Below are 18,269 nucleotides of genomic sequence, written 5' to 3'. Positions count from 1 at the left end.
AGTGGAAGTATGGTGCACGTTTGAAAAGAGTTTAAAGGTTGTTAGGTGGAGTGAGTTTGACTGTGTAACGACTTGTGATTATTGAAGGTGTGAGGGAGCGGGAAAGGCGACCCATGAAGAGCCGCCTTATTGCGGTTGGATTGGACTGAGCCAATTATCTCAGCTTAAGGACATGCCCACATTTAGAGCAGACATATACTTCCTTAATGCCTAAGATTTTTTCTAGAAAAGTTCGTTGCCGACGTTTTAGGTAGATTCCATGTTCACACATTATATGACTTCCATATTCATTTTTATGAGTATGCGTGAGCAAGTATAGGTAAAGATTTTGTCTTGTTTACGAGACTGAGGAATTTGTTAAGACTCTCTCTTAACGTATGCGATGTTCATTATGTTTTTGTGTAAGTGTCTTGTTTGTCACTAATTTACATAACAATTCTGAACCATTGTCTCGTTGTTACTTCACTTTAATGATATGTCCGCATTTAGTGCACACGTAGAGCTCTTTGATACCCATAAGCTTTTGCAGTAGGGTGCGTTTTTGACGTTTTAAGTAAATACCATGCTGGCAAGTATTCATCGATTGCCCACCTTGTCGAATGTGTGGGCAATATTTTAAGAAGGGCAGGAGTTACATCTCAATAGCACGTTATTTATACTTTCAAATATAATGCTATGAAAGATAAGAGAATGTTTGATTGTAACTTATAGTAAGTGCAGATCTTAGCTTAAGTTAAACAGCACTTCTGCGTTTTTGGTCGTTAGAGCATCAATCGCTTCAAGGCTTTCCCCACGCAGTTCGGCCACGCGCGCCGCCACTAAAGAAGTGTAAGCCGGCTCGTTGCGTTTACCACGATGTGGTACCGGTGCAAGGTAAGGGCAGTCTGTTTCTAGAATCACCCAACTCATGTCCAGATGTGGGATAACCTTATCCATACCACCATTTTTAAATGTTGATACGCCGCCTAGACCTAAGTGGAAGCCTAGCTCATTGATTGCTTGTGCTTCTTCTACGCTGCCACCAAAACAGTGGAATACACCACGCAAGCTGCCGTCTTGTTCTTGACGAAGTAAAGTCAGCGTTTCTTCAATTGAGTCACGTGTGTGGATAACGACAGGTAAATTCATCTCTTTCGCCCAGTTTAACTGAGTCACAAACGCCATCTCTTGTTCTGCGCGGAAAGTTTTATCCCAGTACAGATCGATACCGATTTCACCCACTGCAATGAAGTTATGCTTTTCAAACCAGCCGCGGATGATTTCCAGTGTTTGCTCGACATTGCCATCGACGTAACACGGATGCAGACCCATCATCGAACGACAGACCTCAGGATAAGCTGCTTCAGTTTTTAGCATCGGCTCAATAGACTCAAGATCGATGTTCGGCAGCAGAATTCTATCAATGCCTTGTTCTAAAGCGCGCTTCACTACCTCGTCGCGGTCGTTATCAAATTCGCTAGCGTAAATATGAGCGTGAGTATCGATCATGATTGGTCTCTATGGTTCATCGGTGTATGGAATTAGTGAGAAGTATACTTGAGTGTGAGTGCGGGGTCATTTTCGGTTTTTTTCATGCCGTTTTTCCATATTGCTGCTCGCAAGGTGCATCAAGAGTGATATGATTTTGCCACCAGATGATTTGATCATCGTAACCTTCCAGACAAGGAGAAAGTGGTGTCTGTATCAATTCAAGGTCCATTCCCTGCGCGCCGTATGCGTCGTATGCGTAAGCACGATTTTAGTCGTCGTCTGATGGCTGAAAACCAAGTTTCAGTAAACGATTTAATTTACCCAATGTTTATTCTGATGGGTAAAGATCGTCGTGAAAGTGTTGAATCGATGCCGGGTGTAGAACGTTTGTCGATTGATTTAATGCTAGAAGAAGCACAATACCTAGCAAACCTAGGCGTACCAGCAATCGCGCTTTTCCCTGTCGTAAACCAAGACGCTAAAAGCTTATGTGCTGCTGAAGCTTACAACCCAGAAGGTTTGGTTCAGCGCGCAGTGCGTGCATTAAAAGAGCATGTACCTCAAATCGGTGTGATCACAGATGTGGCTCTCGACCCGTTCACTACACACGGCCAAGATGGCATCATTGATGAAGATGGCTACGTGATGAATGATGAGACAACCGAAGTACTTGTAAAACAAGCGCTGTCTCACGCAGAAGCGGGCGCAGACGTGGTTGCACCATCAGACATGATGGATGGTCGTATCGGAAAAATCCGTGAAGCACTAGAAGAAGCGGGTCACATCCATACTCAAATCATGGCTTACTCTGCGAAGTACGCATCAAACTACTACGGTCCATTCCGTGATGCAGTTGGTTCATCAGCGAACCTAAAAGGTGGCAACAAGAAAAACTACCAAATGGACCCTGCGAACACAGATGAAGCGCTACATGAAGTGGCTCTTGATATCAATGAAGGCGCAGACATGGTGATGGTTAAGCCAGGTATGCCTTACCTTGATGTGGTTCGTCGTGTTAAGACTGAGCTTCAAGTTCCAACGTTCGCTTACCAAGTTTCTGGTGAGTACGCGATGCATAAAGCAGCCATCATGAATGGCTGGCTGAAAGAGCGTGAGACCGTGATGGAATCTCTGCTTTGCTTCAAACGTGCCGGTGCGGATGGCATCCTGACTTACTTCGCGAAAGATGTAGCAGAGTGGTTAGCGGAAGAAAACGCACAAACTGCAGAGCACCTAGTAAAGACTCAAGAAGCGACAGACGAGTAATTATCGCTCAATGAGAAAAACCAGACCGACAATTGTTGTCGGTCTGAATATACCCAAGTAACCTCAAGACGGAATACACACGGCTTGAAGTTACTTGGGTATATTTATTTCTGGAGAGTAAGACAATGACAATGCTGATTCGTGAAGGCACGCTGGAAGAAGCGATCCAAGTGGTGGCTCGTGTTACTGAGTTTGCACGTGGTGAGACGGTTGAATCCATGGCGGAGCGCCTTGGGGATAAAAAAAGCTTAATCTTAGTGGCTGAGAAAGCTGGGGCGATCCTTGGTTTTAAAATTGGCTACGAATTAGATGATTACACCTTCTACAGCTGGTTTGGTGGCGTGGCCCCAGAAGCGCGCAATGAAGGTGTGGCGCAGATGTTGTTGGAAGCACAAGAAGATTGGGTCGCTGAGCAAGGCTACAAAACGTTAAAAGTGAAATCTCGTAACCAATTTCCAGCCATGCTTCGCTTGTTGCTAAGAAATGAATACATCATTGAAAAGTTTGAAGAAAAACCGAACCTACGTGAGTCTCGTGTGCACTTCATTAAGGCGCTATAAAAAATAAATGAGATTTTTTCTCATTTAGGTGTTGACTGTTAAATGAGAATTATTATTATTAAGCCTGTCTTAGGGGATGAGGAAAGTTCACAAGGACGTTGAATTGCTAATTAACTGCGGTTTATTAACTGAGTGTTGAGAAGGTAATGAAACATTTTCCCCAGAACTTGCACGAATTCTTTTTGACACGACATTGCTCACATTGCTTCCAGTGTAATTTATAGCTTCTTGGTAAAGCTGCCATACAAATGGAAATAGCTTCACCACTTCTGCTAGGCGACCCAATTGGGTCGCTTTTTTCTTTTCTGAGATTTCTAATTGACGCCTCTCTTGGCAACTTTTCCACATGTCATGATCATTTTAGGATCGTTGATCTTCTCACCTGTTGGTATTTATTTTCTTTAATAACAGTACCTTATATTTGTTGTTTGACGGTTTTATTTCCGTTGGATAACCAGTGGATAATTTCTATAAACAGAGTTATCCACAAGAAGGTGCAAATTTCGTGAATAACATCGGAAAATTTCCGCGACCTCGATCGAGCGAACAAGATAGATTCGGATCAGCAGTCATGGCATTCTAAGCAGATCTATTAAGTACTGATTTGGATACAGACAATTATGGCAAGTATTCCTGAAAATCCGTTGATTCTGATCGACGGCTCTTCTTACCTATATCGCGCTTTTCACGCTTACCCAGGCACGATGAGTAACGGTGAAATTCCAACTAACGCAGTTTACGGTGTAGTGAACATGTTACGCAGCATGATGCGTCAGTTTGCTTCTGATCGTATCGCAGTGGTTTTCGATGCGAAGGGTAAAACCTTCCGTGACGATATGTACCCGGAATACAAAGCGAATCGTCCACCAATGCCGGACGATCTTCGTTGCCAGATTGAACCTTTGCATAACGTTATTCGTGCGATGGGCCTGCCGTTGATCTGTATTCCAGGTGTAGAAGCCGATGACGTGATTGGTACTCTGGCTTATCAAGCATCGCAACAAGGCATGCCTGTTTTAATCAGTACTGGCGATAAAGATATGGCGCAGTTGGTGGATGATAACGTTACCTTGATCAACACCATGACGAACGTCGTGATGGATCGTGAAGGTGTGGTTGAGAAGTTTGGTATCCCACCAGAATTGATCATCGACTACCTAGCGTTGATGGGCGATAAAGTCGATAACATTCCTGGCGTTCCGGGTGTGGGTGATAAAACAGCAACTGCTTTGCTACAAGGCATTGGCGGCCTGACAAAGTTGTATGAAAACCTCGACGATATCGCTGCGCTTGGCTTCCGTGGTTCAAAAACCATGGCGAAGAAGTTAGTGGATAACAAAGACAACGCAATGCTGTCTTACGAGCTAGCGACCATCAAGCTGGATGTGGAGCTGGAAGAGACGCCAGAATCATTGCTAAAAGCAGAACCAAGCACAGATGAACTGATCAAACTGTACGGTCAGTTGACGTTTAAGTCTTGGTTGAACGAGCTATTAGAAGGCGGTACAGGTGTAGTTGAAGCGGATGAATCAACCGGCGCAGCGCGTGGAGGTTCTGCTTCATCTAAAGCAGATATGGACACCTCAGCAGTAAAAATCGACCGTAGCCAGTACGAAACCATCCTAGATGAAACTTCATTTAATGCTTGGTTAGACAAACTAAAAGCGTCTGAATTATTTGCGTTTGATACCGAAACCGACAGCCTAGATTACATGGTGGCAAACTTAGTCGGTCTATCATTTGCAACTGACGAAGGCATTGCTGCTTATGTACCAGTGGCTCACGACTACCTAGATGCGCCTCAGCAGCTGGAGCGTGATTGGGTACTGGAACAGCTGAAGCCGATTCTTGAAGATGAGGCTCAGGCTAAAGTTGGTCAAAACCTAAAATACGATGCGTCTGTGCTGGCTCGCTACGGCATTGAGATGAAAGGCATCAAGCATGACACCATGTTGGCGTCTTACGTCTACAACAGTGTAGGCGGCAAACATGATATGGACAGCTTGGCACTACGCTTCCTACAGCACAGCTGTATTTCATTCGAGCAAATCGCAGGTAAAGGTAAGAACCAGCTGACCTTCAACCAAATCGATCTGGATGAAGCCTCACCATATGCTGCAGAAGATGCGGACGTGACGCTTCGTCTACATAACCGTTTGTTTGCTAACATCGAGCAAGATGAAAAGCTAAAAACCGTATACGAAGAGATCGAAATGCCACTTGTGCCAGTGCTGTCTCGCATTGAGCGTACTGGTGTATTGATTGATGACATGAAGCTTAGCGCGCAATCTGTAGAAATTGCTGCACGTCTGGACGAGCTTGAGCAGAAAGCCTATGAGATTGCAGAACAAGAGTTCAATATGAACTCACCGAAGCAACTGCAAGCACTTCTGTTTGAAAAAATGGGTCTACCAGTTATCAAGAAGACGCCATCAGGCACACCTTCTACTAATGAAGAAGTGCTGCAAGAACTGGCTCTGGATTACCCACTACCAAAACTGATTTTGGAATACCGTGGTCTGGCGAAGCTAAAATCAACTTACACCGATAAGTTGCCGAAGATGATCAATCCATCAACGGGTCGTGTGCATACTTCTTACCACCAAGCGGTGACCGCAACGGGTCGTCTATCTTCAACCGATCCTAACTTGCAGAACATCCCAATTCGTAATGAAGAAGGTCGTCGTATTCGTCAGGCATTCGTTGCACCTACGGGTTATAAGATTCTGGCAGTCGACTACTCTCAGATTGAATTGCGTATTATGGCGCATCTATCAGGTGACCAAGCGCTGCTTGATGCGTTCCGTGACGGCAAAGATATCCACGCGGCAACCGCAGCAGAAATCATGGGCGTTTCTATTGAAGACGTTTCAAGTGAGCAACGTCGCCGTGCGAAAGCGGTTAACTTCGGTCTAATCTACGGCATGAGTGCATTTGGTTTGGCGAAGCAACTGGGTATTCCTCGTGGTGAAGCACAAGCGTACATGGACAAGTACTTCGAGCGCTATCCAGGCGTGATGCAGTACATGGAAGACACGCGCAGTGCGGCTTCAGAGCAAGGCTTCGTCGAGACCATCTTTGGTCGCCGTCTACACCTTCCTGAAATTCAATCTCGTAACGGCATGCGTCGTAAGGCGGCAGAACGTGCAGCGATCAATGCACCGATGCAAGGTACCGCTGCGGACATCATCAAGAAAGCGATGTTGTTAGTTGATCAGTGGATTCAAGAAGAAGGCAACGGTCGAGTGAAACTTCTGATGCAAGTACACGATGAACTGGTATTTGAAGTTGAAGAGTCGTCTTTGTCCGAAATTGAAAGTAAAGTACAGAATTTGATGGAATCTGCAGCAGAGCTGAAAGTGCCTCTAGTGGCAGAAGCCGGTCACGGTGACAACTGGGATCAAGCGCACTAGTCATTTTTAAGCCAATTTAGCCCATTTAGCATGAGCCAGCGCACAAACGCTGGATTTTTTGTGTCATTAAAAAAGCAAATCAGATCTGAGATTTAATGTTGCTTAATAAAACTTTCATGAAAAAAAACTACAAAAGTTCTTTGCAAATCTGACCAATTGTTGTACATTATCTCTCGTAGGGTACAGAGGTAAGATGTTCTATCTTTCAGACCTTTTGTTTCACGTTATTGGATTAGGCTGATTCAGCCGCCCCAGTCAGTTTTTGACTGGGGCGTTTTTTATTGGGCGAAAGAAAAATTTTCTTTTTGATCAGTAAGTTAAGCTAAACCCTCAAAAACCTTCTTTTTTGACCTCTCTAAGCCACTGCAAAATCTCGATTTTTCCTTCAAATTTATTGCGTTATTCATGCTGTAAATTTACGCCAGTCACACTATTATTTTTTCTTGAAAGAAACTAAGTTACGTCTTTTTGATACTTCGTTTAACTTAACTATCTGAATGTTAAGACTATTGGATGGTTTGGGTGGGGATATTTGTCGGTGAGCAGGAAATAAGATTGCTTTTTAACCTATTGAAATCGAATCTCAGTTCAGTAATGCTTCGCCACATAACAATAATTACCAATTTTTCTCTCCCGTTATCCCTGCCAGGAAGGTGGGGATTTTTATTGCCTGAAATTCACGTTTTTAGATGACAGATAAACAAAAGCCCCACCAAAAGGCAGGGCTGTGTCGAAAAATTTAACAAATTTTGTTAATTATTCTTCGCCGCTCTCTGGAGCGCCTTGCTCGTCTTCTTCAATCAAGTGTGCAAATGCTGGTGCAAACCAAGTGTCCAGTTTGGCACGTAGCTGATCGACACCTAGACCTTTCAGTGAAGAGAACACGTCAACCGATACGTCACCACCAAATGTTTCCACTTGCTTGCGGATTTTCAGTAGCGTTTGTTTGCGAGCACCGCTTTTCAGTTTGTCTGCTTTAGTCAGAAGAACTTGAACAGGGATGCGGCTGTCGATTGCCCAGAAAATCATTTGTTGGTCGAGATCTTTCATTGGGTGACGGATGTCCATCAGAACCACCAAGCCTTTTAGGCACTCGCGTTTCTGTAGGTATTCACCTAATGATTTTTGCCATTTGTTCTTCATCTCAATCGGTACTTGAGCGAAGCCGTATCCTGGCAAATCGACAATGTGACAACCTTCTTCCACTTTGAAAAGGTTGATCAATTGAGTGCGACCTGGGGTCTTTGATGTCTTCGCTAAGCTTTTTTGGTTAGTAAGACGGTTAAGTGCACTCGATTTACCAGCGTTTGAGCGTCCTGCAAACGCAATTTCGACACCTTCGTCCTCAGGTAAGTGACGAATATCGGGTGCGCTGGTGATGAAATGCGTGTTTTGGTAATGAATTTTTACGCTCACTGTTAACTCCATCTCGACTTTGTGTAGTCGATTGATTACTTTTTTGTGAAATTGTGTAAAATAACCGTGCTCGGCATAAGGTCGCCTATTGTACCATGAGTGTACGCGGTATGTTCACATTCCGTGGTACTGGAAGCTTGATAATTATAATGGAATGTCATGAAGAAATTAGCGCTAATTTTGAGTCTTTTAGCCAGTTGCTCAGTATGGGCCCAAGGTAATATTGAAGCTGGTAAAGCAAAATCACAAACTTGTGTCGCCTGTCACGGAGCGGACGGTAACAGTGCAATCGCAATGTACCCGAAACTTGCAGGCCAACACGCTAAGTATCTTGAGAAGCAGTTAAAAGATCTAAAACTAGGTATGACTAGTGGTGGTAAACAAGGTCGTTACGACCCTGTAATGAGTGGTATGGCAATGCCACTGAGCGATGAAGACATCGCTGATCTGTCTGCATACTACGCCTCTCTACCAATCTCAGAGAGCTCAACACCAGAAGACGTTGTTGAGAAAGGTAAAGTACTGTACACCGCTGGTGATGCAGAGCGCGGTCTAACCGCATGTATCGCATGTCACGGTCCTCGTGGTAACGGCACTGAGCTTTCAGGTTTCCCCAAAATTTCTGGTCAGCACTCTGACTACATCAAAGCTCAGCTAGAGAAGTTCCGTGATGGTAACCGTGGTAACGACATGAATGCCATGATGCGTGACATCGCGAAGAAAATGACAGACGAAGACATCGAAGTTCTGTCGAAATACGTTGGCGGTCTGCACTAAACCCCTACAAAGTTCGAGCACAGTTACACAACTATGCCCTAGCGTTTTCGCTGGGGCATTTTTGTTAGTGACCTTACTTAATCACGGTCTTATTTTCTCAATACCTATTTATTAGTGATATCAATCACACATGGTTTCTGGGTATGAAGAGATAGTTAGCTCGGTGCTTTGTGAGACATTTGCCATACTTGGTCGATACTATTTCTCTCTTTTGTTTTTAAGTTATTGATAAAAATGGTTAATTATTTTTGGCCAAAAAATCCTATCAATAATTTCTTTCAATGACTTGTTGGTTTTTATCCAATCCGTAAAGTAGAAGCTGTTCACAAGGAGTGAATCACAGGAATTTAGACCATGGATATAAGGTCTCCAAGGACGCAAACGAAGGACGTTTGGTAGTCGGAAAAGGGACTTAGATAGGCAAGGAGCCTATCAGATATGGATGGTCATCTAGTCTAACGGTTAAGACAGCGAAACGGATCAGGCTTCAGGAAGTAGCTCAGTAAACAGGAAGTGAAAGGATAGCCAAAACTCATCAGGACGATGAAGAACAACACTTTTTGGCAGGGAAAGCTCGAAAAACAAAAGGATTCTTGGTGCACCCGATGTGTGCAACACAGTTTCGCCACTTATTGGTGGCATTCAGAAAGCGACAGTCTCACTGTCGCTTTTTTTATATTCATTTTTGCCAATCAAAGTTTTTTAACAGAAACTGCTGAAAAAGTATCCAGCAACACTCCAATCTGTGTCCACTTTCTGGTATGTTTCGCATCCCTGTTTGAGGAAGTCAGCATGCACACCTGTCCTTTATGCCAGAATCAGCGCACTCACCAATTTTTTGAAGACAAGCGACGCGAGTATCTTCAGTGTGAGAAGTGCAGTTTGGTATTCGTCAATCCAGACCAACGTTTGGATGCGGAAACTGAAAAAGCTCACTATGATCTGCATGAGAACAATCCCGAAGATGTGGGATATCGACATTTTTTGTCGCGAATTGCTGACCCAATCGCAGAGCGAATTTCACCACAATCGAACGGAATCGACTTTGGTTGTGGTCCAGGCCCAACGCTTTCATTAATGTTAGAAGAAGCGGGGCACAACATGGCGTTGTATGATCTTTACTATCACCCTGATACATCGGTGCTAGAAAGGCAGTATGACTTCATGACAGCAACAGAGGTGATCGAACACCTCTACCACCCTGATATGGTGTGGAAGCAATGGTTGAATTTAGTTAAGCCAGGTGGCTGGATAGGCCTGATGACGAAAATGGTCATCGATGTTGAAGCCTTTCAATCATGGCACTACAAGAACGATCCAACTCATGTGGTGTTCTTTAGCCGTGAAACGTTCCAGTTCCTAGCTGAGCGGGATAAGCTCGAACTCGAATTTATTGGTAATGATGTAATTTTACTGAGGAAAGCCCAGTAATGAGCCGTAGTAAAAAATCTAGAAAGCCAGGTGCCGCTGGCGCACCTGAGTTTGTTGTAACTCGTAACCGTACAGAATCTGACGTTCAAGGCCGTCTGCGCAAGCGCGCTAAAAAGCGTAAAGGCTTGAAGACCGGCAACCGTAACTCAGAAGTAAACGAACAGAAGAAGCAATCTGCTGCACAAAATCGCGATCCGCGTTTAGGTAGTAAGAAGAAGATTCCTCTGATCGTTGAGCCTGTGAAGAAGCAAACGAAGCAAGAGCGTCGTCTATCAGCTGCACAAGAGCTAGAGATGCTAGAAAACGATGCGCAATTGAACGTATTGTTGGATCGCATTGAAGCGGGTGAGAACCTAGGCACAGGTCTACAAAAATACGTAGATGAGAAGCTAGATCGTATCGAAAGACTGATGGACCAACTGGGTCTGCTTGAGCCGGAAGAAGAGGAAGACTTTACCGCTCCTGCTGCTAAAGGTACTCGTAACGACGATGACCTACTAGCAGACTTCGATGACATCAACTTCGACGATTACAAAGGATAAGTAACTCATGAACGTAACCTTATTAGCGATTGCAGGTGCAGTGATCATTATCGCGCTGGCTTCTTATGCAGGTTACCTTCTGCTTCAATTGAAAAAGCAAAAGGAATTGCAGCTGAAGCACAAAAAATTGGCGATCGATAAACGTAACGCCAACATTTTTGAGAACGTGCATACCTTATGTCAGGCAGGCATCCAAGGTCAGTGTGATTTGTCTGAAATCAGTATCCGTGTTTACAACATCATGGACTATGTTCAGGGTGAAGACCGTGTTGATTTTGATAAAACATACCCTGCGATTTCTGAGCTGTATCATGTTGTGAAAGATATGGCGCGCGGTGAAGACCGCCAGAACCTTGCTAAGAAAGAGCGTATGCAACAAAACTTAGATCGCCATAAAGCGGAGCAGCGCTTAACGGACGCGATCATAGAAGAACTCAAAGTGTTGCAAAAAAACGTCCAGCCACTGAATAACCAAATCAATATTCAGATGATCTAATTCGTACCCCTGATGGTTTCCTTATCACCATTAGGGGTATCGTGATCACGCTAGCACTTCTTTGGTTTTATACTTAAAAAGCCGCCAACGGCTACCGTAGTTGCCATCGTCGTATGGCAAAATAGCGGTTTCTGAATATCGGGTGGCGATATACGTCTCCCTAGCATTTAACGGAAAGTACCACCATGTCGAATCAACATACTGAATCGAAACAGCAAATCGTCTGGGATCAAGCGGTGTTGGATAAGTACAACTACTCTGGTCCGCGCTACACGTCGTACCCGACTGCGCTGGAATTTCATGAAGCGTTTACCATCTCGGACTACGATATGGCATGCACTCATTACCCAGAACGCCCGCTATCTCTGTACGTTCACATTCCGTTTTGTCATAAGCTTTGCTACTACTGTGGCTGTAATAAAGTCATTACTCGCCATTCGCACAAAGCAGACGAATACCTAGATGTGCTTGAGCACGAGATTCGCCAACGCGCTTCGCTGTTGGGTGAGCGCACTGTGACTCAATTGCATTTTGGTGGTGGTACACCAACTTTCCTATCTGAAAAACAAATCACACGTGTGATGGACTTGCTACGCCAAGAGTTCACCTTTAGTGCGGATGCGGAAATCAGTATTGAAGTTGACCCTCGTGAAATTGAGCTAACCATGTTGGATCACCTTCGTGGTGAAGGCTTCAACCGTCTGAGCATTGGTGTGCAGGACTTCAACAAAGAAGTTCAACAACTTGTGAACCGTGAGCAAGATGAAGAATTTATCTTTGCGATGGTCGCACGTGCGAAAGAGCTTGGCTTCCGCTCGACTAACCTTGATTTGATTTACGGCTTACCGAAACAAACTAAGGCGTCTTTTGCGAAAACATTAGAGCAAGTGTTAGAAATGCAACCGGGTCGTTTGTCTGTGTTTAACTACGCACACATGCCGCAATTGTTCGCTGCGCAGCGTAAGATTAAAGACGACGATTTGCCAAAAGCGGAAGAGAAGATGGCGATTCTGCAAGACACCATCGCGACGCTAACAGGCGCTGGTTACCAGTTTATCGGCATGGACCACTTTGCAATGCCAGATGATGAGCTTGCTGTGGCTCAGCGTGAAGGCATCTTGCATCGCAACTTCCAAGGATACACGACGCAAGGTGAATGTGACTTGGTAGGCTTTGGCGTTTCTGCGATTTCAATGATTGGTGATGCGTACGCGCAAAACCAAAAAGAGTTGAAGAAATACTACGCACAAGTGAATGAATCTCGCCATGCATTGTGGAAAGGCGTATCACTGGATGCGGATGACCTATTGCGCCGTGAAGTGATCAAACAGCTTATCTGTAACTTCAAGCTGGATAAGACAGCGATTGAGTCAGAGTTTGGCGTGAAGTTCGATCAATACTTCAAAGAAGACTTAGGTCTACTGCAAACCTTCATCAATGATCATTTGGTGGAAGTGGATGACAGCGAAATTCGCGTTACCCTGCGTGGCCGCCTTCTGATTCGCAACATCTGTATGTGCTTCGATAAGTACCTACGTGCGAAAGCGCGTCAGCAGCAGTTTTCTCGCGTTATCTAATCTCTTCTTAGATTTCGAATACAAAAAATGCCAGCATATGCTGGCATTTTTTATGTCTTTCGCGGGAATTAAACGCGATCTTTCACTTTTTCTTTCAGCTCAGTTTTCTCTGCGTCTGATAGGAAAGCGATATCTAGGCCGTTGATTTGCGCTTGGCGAATCTGTTCTTGAGTCAGGCCTGCTGCAGGTGCCGCTACTTCGTATTCGTAAGGCAGTTCAATACCTTCCACTGCTGGATCGTCCGTGTTTAAACACGCAAGTACACCGTGATCTAGGAACTGTTTCAATGGGTGGTTTGCTAATGACTCAACCGTACTGGTTTGGAAGTTAGACGTTAGACACGACTCAATACCAATGCGATTTTCTGCAAGGTAGTCCATCAGTTTAGGGTCGTGAATTGCTTTCACGCCGTGACCGATACGCGTAGCACCAAGTTCTTGGATTGCTTGCCACATGCTTTCTGCACCTGCAGCTTCACCAGCGTGTACCGTCACATTCAGACCTGCGTCGCGCACTTGCTTGAAGTGAGAAACAAAACGATCACCCGGTTGGCCAAGCTCATCACCAGCTAGGTCAACAGCGACCATGTGGTCTTTCTGGCTAAGGATTGCATCCAGCTCTTGCTGACAAGCATCAGTACCGAAAGTACGGCTCATGATACCGATTAGGTTTGCCTTGATGCCAAAATCGCGCATACCCGCTTGCACGCCATCAACCACGGCTTCCACAACGCCTGCCACTGGCAGTTTATGTTTCATTGCCATGTAGTAAGGAGAGAAGCGAAGTTCGGCGTAGTCGATTTGCGCGTTCAGTGCGTCTTCTACGTTTTCGTAAGCAACGCGGCGACATGCGTCTAGATCGCCCAGTACCGCCACACCCCAGTCAAGCTTAGAAAGGAAGGCTACAAGAGATGGCTCAGCTTCAACAATTTGAACGTGTGGTGTTAGCGATTCGATATCGTAAGCAGGCAGAGCAATACCAAATTGCTGACCAAGCTCAAGAATAGTCTTAGTACGAATGTTACCGTCAAGGTGACGGTGCAAATCAGTTAGGGGAAGATTCTTAGTTATCATTATGTCGATCCGGGTTGTTTGTTGTGAACAGGAACTCAGCCCAAACATTATCAATGACAATACATGGGGAAGATTTGCAGTTAAGTATAAATAACAGTTAGGTAGATTGTCAGTAGAGGATGACTAGGAATTCAACGATTTCCGTTGTTTTCTACTTCATGTTAACCAAATGTGTTGGCCACTCTTCCATCGGCATAGGACGGCTGTAATAGAAGCCTTGCACTTGATTACATCCAAGCGAGCTGAGCAATTGTGCTTGCGCAGCGGTTTCCACCCCTTCTGCCACAACGTTAGTCTTCATGCCCTTGGTAATGTTGATGATCGCTGCAACCACAGAGTTGTCTAGATTCTCTTTAGTGAGGCGATTGATGAAGGTGCGATCTATCTTCAAGCAGGTAAATGGCAACGCATGTAAGTAAGCTAATGACGAATATCCTGTACCGAAGTCATCAATCGCAATACCCAGCCCCATCTCTCTTAGTTTGAGAAGGTTATCCAACGTTGTTGGTGCGCTGTCGATAATACGCGACTCGGTGATCTCTAACGTCACGTTGTTCGCTGAAAGACCAGTTGTGTGCAGAACTTTCGCAACGGATTCGACGAAGTTAGGGCTCGACAATTGATGAACCGACACATTCACGTGCAGTTGGAAGTCTTGCGGCCATTGTTTGTTGTCGATGGCTTTACGAGTGTCACTACAAGCTTGGAAAAGGATTTGCTGACCAATGGTTTTGATCATGCCGCTTTCTTCTGCGATAGGGATGAAGTCGAGTGGTGAAATCATGCCAGATTCACTGTGCCAGCGAGCCAAAGCTTCTGCTCCGCAAATATTGCCTGTCGCAAGGTCAATGATCGGCTGATAAAAAGGCACAAACTCTCGGTTATCAATCCCCGTCTGGATCTTTGCCAGCATCTGAGTTCTGAACTTAGAAGCACTCGCCATCTCAGGGCTGTAATGGCAAACACTGGTACGGGAATCCTGTTTGGCATAGCTGAGCGCAATACTGGCGTTACGCAGCCATAGCGACATAGTTTGCTCTGGTTGTGTACGAACGACACCAACAGAAATCTTGATGACCACTGTTTCACCATCAAGCATGAATGGGGCTGCCAGCAGCTGTTGTAAGCGTCGCTCCATTAAACTGATGTCTTCATCTGAGTGTGTCGTTGGCATGAATACCGCAAATTCATCACCACCAATTCGAGCGAGTGTCGCTTCGTCATGAAGTTGCTGTTTGAGTCGCTCTGCAATATGAATTAGCAACTGATCGCCATTGTGATGGCCGATACTATCGTTGATATCCCTAAATTTGTTGATCCCAATAAGATACAAACTACCTTGGCCCGAGTGAGTCAACGTTTCGCTCACTTCTATCAAACCTTGGCGGCTGTATAAGCGGGTAAGAGAATCAAATTCAAGCTGTTCACGTAGCGCTTTAAATGAGGCTTTTAGATTTCCCTTCATTTCATTAAAGGCTTGTACCAGAACGGTAGTTTCGTACACATAGCCCGGCTTAGGCATGGTGCTATCCCAATCCCCTTTGGCTAAATGCTGTGCGGCTGTTGCGGTGGCATTGATCGGGCGAGTAACCCGATTGAATATCAGCATGCTAATAACGATGCCAAATAAACTGACTAAAAAGCCGACTATCCAACTCTTTTGTTGGCTTTTCGGAAGCGTACCGAGTAGCTCTGTTTCTGAGATTGAAGTGCCAATAAACCAAGTTAAGCCATTGGCATCGTAGTACGGTGTGATGCGGCTAAAGGTACGTTGGCCATTAAAATCGAATTCGAATGTATAGGGTTGGTCGCTGTAAGTGAGCGATTGTCCACTTACGCGTGCTGCGCTCATTTGAATAATCGGATCGATGCTTTCTTCTGCTAACAGGCGCTGTCCTTGGTCTGAAAACTTTGTTCCCCATGAGATCACGCTGCCTTGCCCTGAATGAGCGACTAAGCGATGTGCTTGGTCCATGATGTAAACAGAGGCGTTGGTTTCTTGTTTGAGCTCTTGTAGGAACTGATTGAAGGTATTAATGCGCACATCAGTTACTAACACACCTGCAAATTTACCCTGTTCAAAAACCGGAGTCATGGCAGATAGCGTAATGTCTTGGCGCTCATCAGCATTGGCGTAAATCGGTGACCAATGTGGCTTTTTATCTTGAGCAACAGGCTGATACCAAGGGCGAGTGCGAGGGTCATACGACGCAATAACCGTGCGAATGTCGTCACTGATTTCTTCACTGCCGTAAATCACTAAATTGCCATCGGTTCGGTGGTCTTGCACCATAAGGGTATAGGCGTCAGCTGACTCACGTCGAAAGCCGGTAAAGTCACCCGTTTCTGAGCCAAAGGCAATCACATCCAGCTGCGGCATCGAGTGGTACAAGTCTTTGAAGGCACTAAGCAGATAAGCTTGAACGTCTTTGGTGTCGTTTGGGTGGTAAAGGTTGTGATAACTGACATTATGCCCTAGAGCATTAACGGCAGTGAAAGGCTTGCGTAGGTAGTCATTGAGGTGGTCGTGAACACTCTCTGTGAGGACAGAAAGCTGTTTGTCACTGATGTCGGTGACGACTTCTTCGTAGCTCTGTTTTTGGACGTAGACAATCACACCGATAGCCAGCAAAAAAATCATCACAAATGGGATGAGAACAGCAGTGCGTAGTGTAATTTGAGTCGTTGCGTTTGACATTGCCTAGTCACATAAGGGGTGTCGTACCATAATTGTACTGACACTTAGGTTATCAAGCGAGCGAAAAAGTGTGCGCTTGATAACCATTTGTCAAACTCGTAACCGTCCGAGATCAGTACAATTCTTTTAATTTCCGGGTTAGGGTATTGCGTCCCCATCCAAGTACTTTAGCGGCATCTTGCTTGTGACCTTTAGTGTGTTCTAACGCCGCTTCCAATAAAATGCGTTCAAATTCTGGCAAAGCGTAGGAAAGCAGTTCTTTATCCCCAGCTTCTAGCGCATGGCGTGCCCAATCCGCTAATTGTTCTTGCCAACTACCGCTGGTGGCTTCGGTGACGATTTTCTTCTCTTCTAGCAATTCAGCCGGCAAGTCACTTGGCAAGACTTCGCTACCGCTTGCCATCACAGTCAGCCAACGACAGATGTTTTCTAACTGACGTACGTTACCCGGCCAATCGAGACGGTTAAGAATTTCGACCGAAGAAGGGTGCAATGTTTTGGTTTCGACACCGAGCTCATCAGCTGCGCGAACCAAGAAGTGCTGCGTCAGTTTTTCGATGTCTTGCTTACGTTCTCTAAGCGCGGGGATCTGTACACGAATGACGTTTAAACGGTGGAATAAATCCTCACGGAAATCGCCTTCGTGAACCAGTTTTTCTAGGTTTTGGTGGGTTGCCGCCACGATGCGAACGTCCACGCGAATTGGCGAGTGGCCACCGACTCGATAGAACTGACCGTCCGCCAAAACACGTAACAAACGCGTTTGGATATCCAGCGGCATGTCACCGATTTCATCCAAAAACAGGGTACCGCCATTAGCTTGCTCAAAACGACCTTGGCGAACGCTATTTGCACCAGTAAATGCGCCTTTCTCGTGACCAAACAACTCCGATTCAATCAAATCTTTTGGGATCGCGGCCATATTGAGGGCAATAAAAGGTTTATTGGCGCGCGGGCTGTGGCGGTGTAGGGCGTGAGCAACCAGTTCTTTACCAGTACCGGATTCACCGTTGATCAGAACAGAAATAGAGGAACGCGATAAACGACCGATGGCGCGAAACACTTCCTGCATCGCGGGGGCTTCACCAATAATTTCAGGCGTGTCGGTTGGGATGTCATCAGGTAGAAGTTGCTCGCGCTTGTTCTCTTGGCTATGGGCTATCGCACGTTCTACTAGCGTTAGAGTTTCATCAATATCAAATGGCTTTGGTAGGTATTCGAAAGCGCCTTTTTGATAAGCGTTCACCGCCGCATCCAAATCGGAGTGCGCCGTCATGATGATTACGGGTAGGTCGGGGTAATCACGCTGAACCTGCTTTAGTAGCTCCAAGCCATCGATACCCGGCATGCGAATGTCTGAGACCAAAACATCTGGTACTTCACGCTCTAGTGCCATTAACACGCTTTCTCCGTCCGCATAGGTTTCGCATTTTATGTTGGCAGAAGAGAGGGTTTTCTCCATTACCCAGCGAATCGAACTGTCGTCATCGACGACCCAAACATATCCTTTACTCATGTAATAAATCCTTGCAGCAAAAGCCTAAAAACTG

Annotated in this window: 13 protein-coding genes; 8 read left to right on the top strand and 5 right to left on the bottom strand. The window is 45.4% G+C overall.

Going from position 1 to position 18,269, the window contains the following annotated elements:
- Positions 1-723: 723 nt before the first annotated feature.
- Complete coding sequence (locus KJB05_RS17555; protein ID WP_208445285.1) at positions 724-1,488, bottom strand: TatD family hydrolase; 765 nt, start codon at positions 1,486-1,488, stop codon at positions 724-726.
- A gap of 186 nt (positions 1,489-1,674) precedes the next feature.
- Between KJB05_RS17555 and hemB the strand changes: the two genes are divergently transcribed.
- The 3 genes from hemB (at position 1,675) to polA (ending at position 6,709) form a co-directional block, all read left to right on the top strand.
- Positions 1,675-2,736, top strand: a complete 1,062-nt coding sequence (hemB, locus tag KJB05_RS17550) for a porphobilinogen synthase (protein WP_009707990.1) — start codon at positions 1,675-1,677, stop codon at positions 2,734-2,736.
- A gap of 125 nt (positions 2,737-2,861) precedes the next feature.
- On the top strand, positions 2,862-3,296 hold the full coding sequence (locus KJB05_RS17545) for a GNAT family N-acetyltransferase (RefSeq protein ID WP_038893763.1): 435 nt from the start codon (positions 2,862-2,864) through the stop codon (positions 3,294-3,296).
- Between the two features lie 620 nt (positions 3,297-3,916).
- Positions 3,917-6,709, top strand: coding sequence for a DNA polymerase I (polA, locus tag KJB05_RS17540; RefSeq protein ID WP_208445286.1), 2,793 nt, complete (start codon positions 3,917-3,919; stop codon positions 6,707-6,709).
- A 756-nt stretch (positions 6,710-7,465) separates the two neighbouring features.
- Here polA and yihA read toward each other — a convergent pair.
- A complete protein-coding gene (yihA, locus tag KJB05_RS17535; RefSeq protein WP_208445287.1) occupies positions 7,466-8,125 on the bottom strand; it encodes a ribosome biogenesis GTP-binding protein YihA/YsxC in 660 nt (219 codons plus the stop codon).
- Between the two features lie 159 nt (positions 8,126-8,284).
- Here yihA and KJB05_RS17530 point away from each other — a divergent pair, with 159 nt between their 5' ends.
- The 5 genes from KJB05_RS17530 to hemN all read left to right on the top strand — a co-directional run bounded on the left by KJB05_RS17530 (position 8,285) and on the right by hemN (position 12,948).
- Positions 8,285-8,902 (top strand): c-type cytochrome, encoded by a 618-nt coding sequence (locus tag KJB05_RS17530; protein ID WP_005430024.1) that lies wholly within the window; start codon positions 8,285-8,287, stop codon positions 8,900-8,902.
- A gap of 792 nt (positions 8,903-9,694) precedes the next feature.
- Entirely contained in the window at positions 9,695-10,333 is a 639-nt protein-coding gene (locus KJB05_RS17525) for a class I SAM-dependent methyltransferase (RefSeq protein ID WP_045414330.1), read from the top strand.
- Positions 10,333-10,875, top strand: a complete 543-nt coding sequence (yihI, locus tag KJB05_RS17520) for a Der GTPase-activating protein YihI (protein WP_038893765.1) — start codon at positions 10,333-10,335, stop codon at positions 10,873-10,875. The genes KJB05_RS17525 and yihI overlap by 1 nt, the downstream gene beginning before the upstream one ends.
- Before the next feature lie 7 nt (positions 10,876-10,882).
- Positions 10,883-11,371, top strand: a complete 489-nt coding sequence (locus KJB05_RS17515; RefSeq protein WP_005434536.1) for a DUF2489 domain-containing protein — start codon at positions 10,883-10,885, stop codon at positions 11,369-11,371.
- 185 nt (positions 11,372-11,556) lie between these two features.
- Positions 11,557-12,948, top strand: coding sequence for an oxygen-independent coproporphyrinogen III oxidase (gene hemN / locus KJB05_RS17510; protein ID WP_208445288.1), 1,392 nt, complete (start codon positions 11,557-11,559; stop codon positions 12,946-12,948).
- Between the two features lie 68 nt (positions 12,949-13,016).
- On the opposite strand, the gene add is transcribed toward hemN, so the two are convergent.
- The 3 genes from add to glnG all read right to left on the bottom strand — a co-directional run bounded on the left by add (position 13,017) and on the right by glnG (position 18,235).
- Complete coding sequence (add, locus tag KJB05_RS17505) at positions 13,017-14,021, bottom strand: adenosine deaminase (protein WP_039841133.1); 1,005 nt, start codon at positions 14,019-14,021, stop codon at positions 13,017-13,019.
- Positions 14,022-14,172: 151 nt separating this feature from the next.
- Positions 14,173-16,719, bottom strand: a complete 2,547-nt coding sequence (locus KJB05_RS17500) for an EAL domain-containing protein (protein WP_208445289.1) — start codon at positions 16,717-16,719, stop codon at positions 14,173-14,175.
- A gap of 112 nt (positions 16,720-16,831) precedes the next feature.
- Entirely contained in the window at positions 16,832-18,235 is a 1,404-nt protein-coding gene (gene glnG, locus KJB05_RS17495; protein ID WP_009707980.1) for a nitrogen regulation protein NR(I), read from the bottom strand.
- Positions 18,236-18,269: the final 34 nt, after the last annotated feature.

The sequence above is a fragment of the Vibrio sp. B1ASS3 genome (assembly GCF_905175355.1).
Classification (GTDB): Bacteria; Pseudomonadota; Gammaproteobacteria; order Enterobacterales; family Vibrionaceae; genus Vibrio; species Vibrio owensii.
This window is presented reverse-complemented; position numbering and strand designations above follow the sequence as displayed.

Bases quoted from the DNA above. Each gene is read 5' to 3' on its own strand.
- polA (WP_208445286.1), top strand. From the start codon at position 3,917: ATGGCAAGTATTCCTGAAAATCCGTTGATTCTGATCGACGGCTCTTCT.
- yihI (WP_038893765.1), top strand. From the start codon at position 10,333: ATGAGCCGTAGTAAAAAATCTAGAAAGCCAGGTGCCGCTGGCGCACCT.
- add (WP_039841133.1), bottom strand. From the start codon at position 14,021: ATGATAACTAAGAATCTTCCCCTAACTGATTTGCACCGTCACCTTGAC.
- KJB05_RS17515 (WP_005434536.1), top strand. From the start codon at position 10,883: ATGAACGTAACCTTATTAGCGATTGCAGGTGCAGTGATCATTATCGCG.
- KJB05_RS17525 (WP_045414330.1), top strand. From the start codon at position 9,695: ATGCACACCTGTCCTTTATGCCAGAATCAGCGCACTCACCAATTTTTT.
- glnG (WP_009707980.1), bottom strand. From the start codon at position 18,235: ATGAGTAAAGGATATGTTTGGGTCGTCGATGACGACAGTTCGATTCGC.
- KJB05_RS17530 (WP_005430024.1), top strand. From the start codon at position 8,285: ATGAAGAAATTAGCGCTAATTTTGAGTCTTTTAGCCAGTTGCTCAGTA.
- KJB05_RS17500 (WP_208445289.1), bottom strand. From the start codon at position 16,719: ATGTCAAACGCAACGACTCAAATTACACTACGCACTGCTGTTCTCATC.
- hemN (WP_208445288.1), top strand. From the start codon at position 11,557: ATGTCGAATCAACATACTGAATCGAAACAGCAAATCGTCTGGGATCAA.
- KJB05_RS17555 (WP_208445285.1), bottom strand. From the start codon at position 1,488: ATGATCGATACTCACGCTCATATTTACGCTAGCGAATTTGATAACGAC.
- KJB05_RS17545 (WP_038893763.1), top strand. From the start codon at position 2,862: ATGACAATGCTGATTCGTGAAGGCACGCTGGAAGAAGCGATCCAAGTG.